Below are 7,686 nucleotides of genomic sequence, written 5' to 3'. Positions count from 1 at the left end.
CCTGGCTCACGGGCGCATCGCCGGAGCATACGCTCGCCCGGGGGATCGAGGCGGCGAGCGTCGCCGTCCAGGGGCCGGGCGGGCGCGGGGCGCTCGCCTCGACGCTCCCGGAAGCCCGCCGCGGCCTCGCCTGAGCGGGGCGCGTCAGCCGCGAGCGGGCCGCTCCGGCAGCACGAAGGGCGCGCCGCCGCCGGCCCGGCGGTGGACCGGCAGAGGCACCGCGAAGACGTCGCGCAAGAGCGCCGTGTCGACGACCGCCTCCGGCGAACCCGCGGCGACGACCCGCCCGCCCGCGAGCGCGAGGATGCGGTCCGCGTAGAGCGTGGCGAGGTTGAGGTCGTGCAGCACGGCGACGACGCCGAGCCCCTCGTCCGCGAGGGCGCGGGCCGCCTCGAGCAGCGCGATCTGGTGGCCGAGGTCGAGGCTCGACACCGGCTCGTCGAGGAACAGCACCTGCCCGCCGCCTTCGTCCTGCGTCCCTCGGCGCAGCGCCGCGCGCCCGGCGTCGAGCTGGGCGAGCGCACGGGCGAACTGGGCGCGCTGGCGCTCGCCGCCCGAGAGGGTCTGCACGTCGCGCGCGGCGAGGTGGACGATGTCCGCGCGCGCCAGCGCATCGAGGATGCGCGCGTCGCGGGCGGCGCCGCGCAGGCCGCCGGCCCCGCCGTCGAGGCCGATGCCGACGATTTCCGCCACGGTGAACGGGAAGGCCAGCGTCTCGGATTGCGCCATCACCGCGCGCATCGCCGCGAGCCGCCAGGCGGGCAGCGCGCGGATGTCCCGCCCGCGGTAATGCACGCGCCCTCCGCTCGGCACGAGCTCGCCGGTGAGGAGCTTGAGCAGCGTCGACTTGCCGGCGCCGTTCGGCCCGACGATCACCAGCGTCTCGCCGGCATGGAGCGTCAGGTCGGTGGGATGGACGAGCGTGCGGCCGGAAACGGCGTAGGCGACGTCCGCAGCCTCGATCAACGCGGTCACGGGAAGAGCCCTCGCCGGCGCAGGAGGAGCCACAGGAAGAACGGGGCGCCGATCGCCGCGGTGACGATGCCGATCGGCAGCTCGGCGGGCGCCACGACCGTGCGCGCCACGAGGTCGGCCCCGACGAGGAGCCCGGCGCCCAGCAGCGCCGAGGCGGGCAGGAGCACACGATGGTCCGGGCCGACGACGAGCCGGAGCAGGTGCGGCACGACGATGCCGACGAAGCCGATCACGCCGGCCGCCGCCACGCTCGCGCCGACCGCGGCGGCGACGAGCACGACGATCGCCGCCTTGGCGCGCTCGACCGCGATGCCGAGGTGATAGGCCTCCGCCTCCCCGAGGACGAGGGCGTTGAGCGCCCGCGCCAGGATCGGCGTCGCGGCGAGCGTGGCGAGCAGGATGGGCGCGATCACAACCAGCTTCGCCCAGGTCGCGCCGCCGAGCGAGCCCAGCGACCAGAAGGTGAGGTCGCGCAGCTGGCGGTCGTCGCTGAGATAGGCGAGGAAGCCGCTCGCCGCTCCCGCCAGCGCGCCGAGCGCGATGCCGGCGAGCAGCATCGTCGCGATCGAGGTCCGTCCGTTGCGCGTGGCGATGGCGTAGAGCACGAGCGTCGACGCGAGGCCGCCGAGGAAGGCGCCGATGGGCAGGAGCGCGAACGGATCGATGCCGAGCGAAGCCGGCACCAGCCGCTCGCCGAGCACGATCGTCACCCCCGCGGCCAGCCCCGCGCCGGCGGAGACGCCGACGAGGCCGGGATCGGCCAGCGGATTGCGGAACAGGCCCTGCATCAGCGCGCCGGCGACCGCGAGCGCGGCGCCCACGAGGAGCCCCATCAGGAGCCGCGGCAGGCGGATGCCCGTGACGACGAGCGCGTCGCGCCGCGCGAGGTCGCCGGCACCCGTCGCCGCGTCCCCGAGGATCGCGACCACCCGCGCCGGCGCGATCGCCACGGCACCGGCCCCCAGCGCGAGGATCGACAGCGCGACGACCAGGAGCACGAGCGCGAAGAGCCCGAGCCTGGCGCGCCGCCGCCGCGCGGCGAGCGCGTCCGCGGGCGTTCTCGATCGCACGGCCCCGGCCGCGGCGAGGCCGGCGCTCATCGCCTCGCCTCGAAGGCGTCCGCTCCGCCGGAGAGCACCGCGGGGATCTCCACTGCCGGATGGAGCGCGCGCATCAGCGCGGCCGCCGCCTGCGGCGTGCGCGGCCCGAAGCCGAGCAGCGCGAGCCCGTCCATCGAGACGAGCCGGCGCTCGGCGGCGGCGGGGGTGAGCGCGAAGGCGGGGAGCGCGAACAGCGCATGGGGGTCGAGCGCGTGGTCGCCGCGGGCGATGGAGAGCACGACGTCGGGCGCCGCCGCGATGATCGCCTCGTCCGTGACGGGCTTGTAGCCCGCGACCTCCGGCACCGCGTTGACGCCGCCGGCGAGCGCGATGATCGCGTCCGCCGAGGTGCCGGCGCCGCCCACCATGGCACGCCCGTTCTGGAGCGAGAGCACGAACAGCACGCGCACCGGCGCGCCCGCGAGCCGTGCGCGCGCCTCCTCCAGCGCCGCGAAGCCCGCCTCGACCTCCCGCGCCAGCGCCTCCGCCCGCGCCCCCGCGCCGACGAGCGCGCCGATCGCACGGATGCGCCCGACGACGCCCGCCCGCGTCGGCTCCTCGCCGACGACGTCGATCGGCACGCCGGCCTGGCGCACGAGGTCGAGCGCGTCCGCTGGGCCGGCGGCGTCGATGGCGATCACGAGGTCCGGCGCGAGCGAGAGCACGCCCTCGGCGGAGAGCGCGCGCACGTAGCCCACGTCGGGGTGATCTTCGAGCGCCCGCGGCGGATGCACGCTCGTCGTGTCGACGCCGACGATCCGGTCCTCGACGCCGAGCGCGTAGAGGATCTCGGTGACGACGCCGCCGGCGGCGACGATTCGCTCGGCCGCGCCGGCGGGCGAGGTCGGGAGAGCGAGGGTCGCGAGGGGCAGCCCCGCGAGGAGAACGAGGGTTCGGAGCATGTCGAGGGTCCCGCGGGAGGTCATTTGGTGAGGATCAGCTTGTTGGCGGCGGTGATGCGCAGGCGGTAGCTCTCGCCGTTGTGGCGGATGATCGCCTCGCGCCCCTCGCCGACGAGCGCACGCACGTCGACCACGGGCGGCGCGCCCGGCCCGCGCGGCTCGTCCGAAGCCCTGGCCATGGCCGTATTCGGCTCTTCCTTGGAATGCATCTACTCGAACCTTTCGAGTCTTCGCCAAGTCGTTCCTCCTTCGAATCGCTCGAAAGAGTATATCTTCAAGTTTTCGATTGACGCTGTGTGCCGTCTCGCATAGACGGCGTCAAGCGTTCACGTGAGAAATCGAGCGCACAGCCAGCCAGCCCCTGTCCGCGACGCGCGTCGCGGGGCCCGCCAGCCATCGAGAACGGAACGACAGGCGAGGTGGATGGCGATGCGTAGGCTTTTCATGGGGGCGGTATCGCTCGGCGCGCTGGCGCTGGGCGTCGGGGCGGCTGCGGCGCAGGAGGGCATCCTGCTCGACGCGGTGACGGTCACGGCGACGAAGGACGAGACGCGGGCCGTCGAGGCGATGGCCGGCGCGAGCGTCGTGACGCGCGAGGAGATCCGCACGCGCGCGGTGCAGCGCATCGGCACGGTGCTGAACGCGCTGCCGAACGTCGCCACGCAGGAGAACGCGAACGATCCCGCCACCGCCGTCAACATCCGCGGCCTGCAGGACTTCGGCCGCGTCGCGGTGACGGTGGACGGCGCGCGCCAGAACTTCCAGCGCTCCGGCCACAACGCCGACGGCGCCTTCTTCCTCGATCCCGCCTTCGTGCGGCTCGTCGACGTCACCCGCGGCCCGGTCGCCAACGTCTACGGCTCGGGCGCGATCGGCGGCGTCGTCTCCTTCCAGACGGTGGATCCCGACGACGTCCTCGTTCCCGGCGAGCGGCTGTCGCTCACGCTGGACACGACCTTCCTGATGGGACGCCAGACCGGCATCCTCGGCTCGGGCATCGCCGCGATGCGCCCGACGGAAGCCTTCGGCGCCCTCGTCGGCCTGAGCCTGCGCTCGACGGACGACTACGAGAACGGCGACGGGGTGCGCGTCGACGACAGCGGCCAGGAGGTCGTCTCCGGCATCGGCAAGGTCGTGCTCGAGCCCGCGCCCTTCCACCGCATCGAGCTCTCCGGCCAGCTCCAGCGCTTCGACTTCGCAAACGGGCTCGGCACCGCGCGCGAGCCGCGCCGCGACAACGAGGTGACGACCGAGACCTTCGTCGCCCGCTGGGGCTGGGACGACCCGGCCAACCGCTTCGTCGACCTCGACGTCTCCGCCTGGTCGACGCGCACGCGGACCGACCAGACGCAGGTCTCCGGCACCGCGCCGTCGCTCGGGAGCACCCGCGCCTTCGAGATCCGCACGATCGGCGCGGACGTCCACAACACCTCGCGCTTCGACGCCGGCCCGCTCGGCTTCGCGCTGACCTACGGGTGGGACGCCTTCCGGGACGAGGTGACGGTCACCGACCCGCTCGGCTCGGCGGACCTGTTCACGCCGTCGGGCGAGCGCACCGTGTGGGGCGGCTTCCTCCAGAGCCAGGCGACCTGGGGCATCGTCGACGTGATCGGGGCGGCGCGCTTCGACGCCTACGAGCTCTCCGGCGGCGGCGTCTCGTCGGACGGCAGCCGCGTCTCCCCGAAGCTGACGATCGGCATCCGCCCGATCGAGGGGCTGCAGGTCTACGGCACCTATGCGGAGGGATACCGCGCGCCGTCGGTGACGGAGACGCTGATCACCGGGGTGCACCCGTTCCCGGCCGCGTTCAGCTTCCGGCCGAACCCGAACCTGCGCCCCGAGGTCGGCAAGACGATCGAGGCGGGCCTCAACCTGTCCTTCGACGACCTCTTCCTCGAGGGCGACTCGCTGCGCGGCAAGGTCTCGGTGTTCCGCACCGACGTCGACGACTACATCGAGAGCATCTACTCGGATCCCGGCGCGCCCTGCGGCGATCCGCGCGCGCGCAACGCCTGCGCCGACGCGACCTTCCGCTACGACAATATCTCCCGCGCCCGCCTCACCGGCGCGGAGCTCGACCTCACCTACGACGCGCGCCGCTGGTTCGCGAGCGTGTCGGGCGGCACGACGCGCGGCGACAACCGCGTGACGAACGAGCCGCTCACCTCGGTCCATCCCGACCAGCTCGCGCTCGGGGCGGGGTTGCGCTTCCTCGACGAGACGCTCACGCTGGGCGGGCGCGTCACCTTCGTCGCCGCGCAGGACCGGCTGCCCACGGCCTCCGCGACCCTGAAGAGCGAGGACTACACGCTGGTCGACCTCTACGCCTCGTACGACATCACCCCGGATGCGCGGGCGTACGTGCGGCTCGAGAACGTCGGCGACGTGCGCACCCGCCGCTTCCGCGACGGGGCCGACAGCCCCGGCTTCGTCGCCAAGGTCGGATTCCAGGCGCGGCTCGGCATGTGAGCCCGGACAGATCACAGGAGAGACAGACCATGTTCGTCGCCATGAACCGCTTCAAGGTCACCAAGGGCCGCGAGGGGGATTTCGAGACCGTCTGGTCGAGCCGCAAGACGCGGCTGGACGAGATGGCGGGCTTCGTCGCCTTCCACCTGCTGAAGGGTCCGGAGCGCGAGGACCACACCCTCTACGCCTCGCACACGGTCTGGACCGACCGTGCGAGCTTCGAGGCCTGGACGCGCTCCGAGCAGTTCCGCGACTCGCACCGCAACGCCGGCCAGAACAAGGGGCTCTATCTCGGCCATCCCGAGTTCGAGGGCTTCGAGAGCGTGCTCGGCGAGGACGCGCCCGCGACGGCGTCCTCTTCGGCGAAGGTGGCGTGATGGACGCGCCCGTCGCCGGCGATCCCGGTCTCCTAGCGGCGATCCGCGCGAGCCTCGCGCAGAGGCCCGACGGCGTCCTGGAGGACGTGGCGCGGGCCCACGGCGCGCCGCTGCGCACGGTCGTGGAGGCGCTCCCCGAAGAGGAGCGCCTCTTCGTCCCCGGGACGCGCTTCGCCGAGGTCTGGGCGGCGATGACCACGTGGGGCGAGGTGCTCTTCCTGATGCATACGCCGAGCGTCGTTCTCGAGGTGGTCGGGCGCCTGCCGCCCGGCAGCGTCGGCCGGGGCTTCTTCAACATCCACGGCGACAGCCCGATCGGCGGACACATTCGCGCGGACGCCTGCCGGGCGATCTACCTCGTCGACCGGCGCTTCCACGGGCGGCGGTCCTGCTCGATCCAGTTCTTCGACGAGGCGGGCGCGTCGATGTTCAAGATCTTCGTGCGGCGCGGGCCGGACCGCGAGCTCGAACCCGCCCAGCTCGCCGCGTTCGAGTCCCTGCGCGAGAGGCTCGCCCTGCCATGACCCCGGTCGACGCGGCGATCGAGACGCCGCTCGCCGCACCCGTCGCACCGGGCGCGGCGCACGCTCTCTCCCACGACCTCTCCCCATGGGGCATGTTCCTCGCCGCGGACGTCGTCGTACAGGCGGTGATGATCGGCCTCCTGGCGGCCTCGGTCCTGGTCTGGACGATCGCGCTGGTGAAGGGTCTCGAGCTGGCCGGCGCGTCGGCGCGCGCCCGCCGGAGCCTGCGCCTCCTCGACGACGTGACCTCCCTCGAGGAGGCGCAGCGCGCCTTCGCCGGCCGCGGCGGCGTCCCCGCGGCTCTCGTTCGGGCTCTCGCCGAGGAGTGGCGCGAGAGCGAGGGCCTGGGCCCGCGCCGCGACCCCGCCGGCGTGCGCGAGCGCGCCGCGATCCGCCTCGCGCGGCTGGAGAAGGCGGCGGTGCGCCGGCTCGCGGCGGGAACGGGGCTCCTCGCCATCACCGCCTCCGCCGCGCCCTTCCTCGGCCTGTTCGGCACCGTGTGGGGGATCATGAACGCCTTCATCGGCATCGCGGCGACGCAGACGACGAACCTCGCCGTCGTGGCGCCGGGCATCGCCGAGGCGCTGCTCGCCACCGGCATCGGACTCGTCGCGGCGATCCCGGCGGCGGTGCTCTACAACCTCTTCGCCCGCGGCATCGCCGCCTATCGCGGCCGCCTCGGGGACGTCTCCGCCCGGCTCGCTCGCCAGCTCAGCCGCGACCTCGACGCCGCCCGCGCCGAGGGTCCGGGCCTGCGTCTCGCCGCAGAGTAGGAGGCGCGCCGATGGCCTTCGCCCTGCGCCCGGACGGCGGCGACGAGGACGCGGACGACGCGCTCGCCGAGATCAACGTCACGCCCTTCATCGACGTGATCCTCGTCCTCCTCATCGTCTTCATGATCGCGGCCCCGCTCGCCACCGTCTCCGTGCCGGTCGACCTCCCGGCCTCGAGCGCGGCGCCGCAGCCCGCGCCGATCGAGCCGGTCGTGCTGACGCTGGACGCCGCGCGCACGCTCTCGCTCGGCGAGGCGCCGATCGCCCGCTCCGATCTCGCCGCGGCGCTCGACGCCGCCACCGCGGGCGACCGCGAGGCGCGGATCTTCCTGCGCGCGGACCAGGGCCTGGAATACCGGGCGCTGATGGATCTCCTGAACGATCTGCGCGCCGCGGGGTACCTGCGCGTCGCGCTGGTGGGGCTGGAGCAGGTCTCGCCCGAAGCGCCGGGAGCGGGCTCGCCGTGAGCGTGGGGCGGGGAGCGGCGCGGCTGTCCGCCTGGCTCGGCGCGGCGGGCCTCGCCGGGGCGGCGCACGCGGCGCTCGGCCTCGCGCTCGTGCCCAGCG

The 7,686-nt window shown here is 74.1% G+C and carries 9 protein-coding genes; 5 read left to right on the top strand and 4 right to left on the bottom strand.

Annotated elements, in window-relative coordinates:
* Positions 1 to 144: 144 nt before the first annotated feature.
* The 4 genes from ACTZWW_RS22160 to hemP are packed head-to-tail and all read right to left on the bottom strand — an operon-like array spanning position 145 to position 3,156.
* The gene (locus tag ACTZWW_RS22160; RefSeq protein ID WP_444783136.1) at positions 145 to 975 is read right to left on the bottom strand and encodes a heme ABC transporter ATP-binding protein; all 831 of its coding nucleotides are present in this window, start codon (positions 973 to 975) and stop codon (positions 145 to 147) included.
* Positions 972 to 2,075, bottom strand: a complete 1,104-nt coding sequence (locus ACTZWW_RS22155; protein WP_444783135.1) for a FecCD family ABC transporter permease — start codon at positions 2,073 to 2,075, stop codon at positions 972 to 974. Before ACTZWW_RS22155 ends, ACTZWW_RS22160 begins: the two co-directional genes overlap by 4 nt.
* Entirely contained in the window at positions 2,072 to 2,977 is a 906-nt protein-coding gene (locus ACTZWW_RS22150; RefSeq protein ID WP_444783134.1) for a heme/hemin ABC transporter substrate-binding protein, read from the bottom strand. The genes ACTZWW_RS22155 and ACTZWW_RS22150 overlap by 4 nt, the downstream gene beginning before the upstream one ends.
* Positions 2,978 to 2,997: 20 nt before the next feature.
* Positions 2,998 to 3,156 carry a hemin uptake protein HemP gene (hemP, locus tag ACTZWW_RS22145; protein WP_444783133.1) on the bottom strand — a complete coding sequence of 53 codons (159 nt, stop codon included), beginning with the start codon at positions 3,154 to 3,156 and terminating at the stop codon, positions 2,998 to 3,000.
* 250 nt (positions 3,157 to 3,406) lie between these two features.
* On the opposite strand from hemP, the gene ACTZWW_RS22140 reads away from it, so the two are divergent.
* From ACTZWW_RS22140 to exbD, 5 genes are read left to right on the top strand one after another with little or no spacing between them, the layout of a single operon-like run.
* Positions 3,407 to 5,446, top strand: a complete 2,040-nt coding sequence (locus ACTZWW_RS22140; RefSeq protein WP_444783132.1) for a TonB-dependent hemoglobin/transferrin/lactoferrin family receptor — start codon at positions 3,407 to 3,409, stop codon at positions 5,444 to 5,446.
* 29 nt (positions 5,447 to 5,475) lie between these two features.
* Positions 5,476 to 5,823 carry an antibiotic biosynthesis monooxygenase family protein gene (locus ACTZWW_RS22135; protein ID WP_444783131.1) on the top strand — a complete coding sequence of 116 codons (348 nt, stop codon included), beginning with the start codon at positions 5,476 to 5,478 and terminating at the stop codon, positions 5,821 to 5,823.
* The gene (gene hutX / locus ACTZWW_RS22130; RefSeq protein WP_444783130.1) at positions 5,823 to 6,347 is read left to right on the top strand and encodes a heme utilization cystosolic carrier protein HutX; all 525 of its coding nucleotides are present in this window, start codon (positions 5,823 to 5,825) and stop codon (positions 6,345 to 6,347) included. Before ACTZWW_RS22135 ends, hutX begins: the two co-directional genes overlap by 1 nt.
* Positions 6,344 to 7,120: a tonB-system energizer ExbB gene (gene exbB / locus ACTZWW_RS22125; RefSeq protein WP_444783129.1), complete on the top strand. Its 777-nt coding sequence runs from the start codon at positions 6,344 to 6,346 to the stop codon at positions 7,118 to 7,120. The genes hutX and exbB overlap by 4 nt, the downstream gene beginning before the upstream one ends.
* Before the next feature lie 11 nt (positions 7,121 to 7,131).
* Positions 7,132 to 7,587: a TonB system transport protein ExbD gene (exbD, locus tag ACTZWW_RS22120; RefSeq protein WP_444783128.1), complete on the top strand. Its 456-nt coding sequence runs from the start codon at positions 7,132 to 7,134 to the stop codon at positions 7,585 to 7,587.
* Positions 7,588 to 7,686: the final 99 nt, after the last annotated feature.

Source organism: Salinarimonas sp. NSM (genome assembly GCF_052380005.1).
Lineage (GTDB): Bacteria > Pseudomonadota > Alphaproteobacteria > Rhizobiales > Beijerinckiaceae > Salinarimonas.
Note: the sequence above shows the minus strand (reverse complement) of the source record. Positions and strands in the feature narration are given on the sequence as shown.